A 2,093-nucleotide genomic window follows, 5' to 3' on the forward strand; every position below is an offset into this window, starting at 1 on the left:
GGTGCGTTGGTGCCGATGAAGCTGGATCCCGAGGCGTTGCGGGTCCAGTTCGCGGGCGGTGAGGTTCCCCACCTCTTCCGCACCCTCGTCCGAGGGGGCGGCAACCGGCCCCGGCGCGCCGTCGCCTCCGGCGGTACCAAGAAGGCCGCCGGAACCTCCTTCGCCGACCAGCTGGCCGCGCTCCCCGTCGAGAACCGGGGCCGCGCCCTGCTCGACCTCGTCTGCGCTCAGGTAGCCGCAGTCCTCGGCTACGCCTCCGCCGAGGACGTGGTCGCCACCAAGGCGTTCAAGGAGCTGGGCTTCGACTCGCTCACCGCCGTCGAACTGCGCAACCGCCTCAACGCGGCCAGCGGACTCCGCCTGCCCGCAAGCCTCATCTTCGACTACCCCACGCCCAAGGTCCTCGCCCAGCACCTGGAGACGGAGCTCCTCGGGGCGCTCCCCGAGAGCGCGGTACAGGGCGCCTCCCGGACCACCGCACCGGCCGTCGTGCACAGCGCCGACGAGCCGATCGCCATCGTCGCGATGAGCTGCCGCTTCCCGGGCGGCGTACATAATCCCGAGGACCTGTGGCGGCTGCTCACCGACGAGGAAGAGGCCATCACCGAGTTCCCCGCGGGCCGCGGCTGGGACGTCGAGTCGCTCTACGACCCCGACCCCGAACGCCTCGGCACCAGCTACGCCCGCGAAGGCGGATTCCTGCACGACGCGGGTGACTTCGACGCGGCCTTCTTCGGGATCTCGCCCCGTGAGGCCCTTGCCATGGATCCGCAGCAGCGGCTTCTCCTTGAGACCTCCTGGGAGGCCTTCGAACGGGCAGGCATCGACCCGGCGACACTGCACGGCAGCCGCACCGGCGTCTTCGCCGGTCTCATCTATCACGAGTACGGGTCACAGCTCACCAGCGTCCCCGAGGGCGTCGAGGGCTACCTCGGCACCGGCAGCTCCGGCAGCATCGCGTCGGGCCGCATCTCGTACTCCTTCGGCCTCGAGGGCCCGGCGGTCACGGTCGACACGGCCTGCTCCTCCTCCCTCGTCGCGCTGCACCTGGCGGCGCAGGCGCTGCGTCAGGGCGAGTGCACGATGGCCCTCGCGGGCGGCGTCACAGTGATGCCCACCGCGGGCACCTTCATCGACTTCAGCCGCCAGCGCGGCCTTGCCCCCGACGGCCGCTGCAAGCCCTTCGCAGCCGCCGCTGACGGCACAAGCTGGGGCGAGGGCGTCGGCATGCTCGTCCTGGAGCGCCTGTCCGACGCCCTCGCGAACGGCCACCCTGTCCTCGCGGTCGTCAAGGGTTCCGCCGTCAACCAGGACGGTGCGAGCAACGGCCTCACTGCGCCCAACGGCCCCTCCCAGCAGCGTGTCATCCGGGCGGCCCTCGACAGCGCCCGCCTGACACCCGCCGACGTCGACGCCGTCGAGGCGCACGGCACCGGCACACCTCTCGGCGACCCCATCGAGGCACAGGCGCTCATTGCCACCTACGGCAAGGACCGCCCGGCTGAACAGCCGCTGCTCCTCGGCTCGGTGAAGTCCAACATCGGCCACACTCAGGCCGCCGCCGGTGTCGCCGGCGTCATCAAAATGGTGATGGCCATGCGGCACGGCATGCTGCCGTCGACGCTCAACCTGGACGCGCCCACCCACGAGGTGGACTGGTCGGCGGGGACCGTCGAACTCCTCGCCGAAGCGCAGGCCTGGCCGCACCGCGAGAGCGGCGCCCCGCGCCGCGCGGGCGTCTCGTCGTTCGGTGTGAGCGGGACCAACGCGCACGTGATCGTGGAGCAGGCCCCGGTCGACGCACCGAACGGGGAAGCCGCGCCTGCCGCGTCGTCTCCGGTGGTCTCCGGCGTGGTCCCGCTCGTCCTCTCCGGGAAGACCCCGGAGGCGCTGCGAGGACAGGCTGCCCGGCTGCACGAACACCTCCTGGCGCACGCCGACATGGGCCTCGCCGACGTGGGTTACTCCCTGGCTCTGTCCCGGTCGCGCTTTGAACACCGGGGTGTGGTGCTCGGTGGCGACCGTGAGGCGTTGCTTTCCGGGCTTGAGCGGTTGGCCGAGGGTGACTCGGCTGCGGCGGGTGTGGTCGTGGG

Annotated in this window: 1 protein-coding gene; it reads left to right on the forward strand. The window is 71.6% G+C overall.

Annotated features, from left to right (window positions below):
* Positions 1 to 9: 9 nt before the first annotated feature.
* A partial coding sequence (locus tag ACZ5CR_RS43955; protein ID WP_468868918.1) for a type I polyketide synthase occupies positions 10 to 2,093 on the forward strand: 2,084 nt, incomplete at its 3' end.

This window comes from Streptomyces sp. NPDC031274, assembly GCF_055570235.1.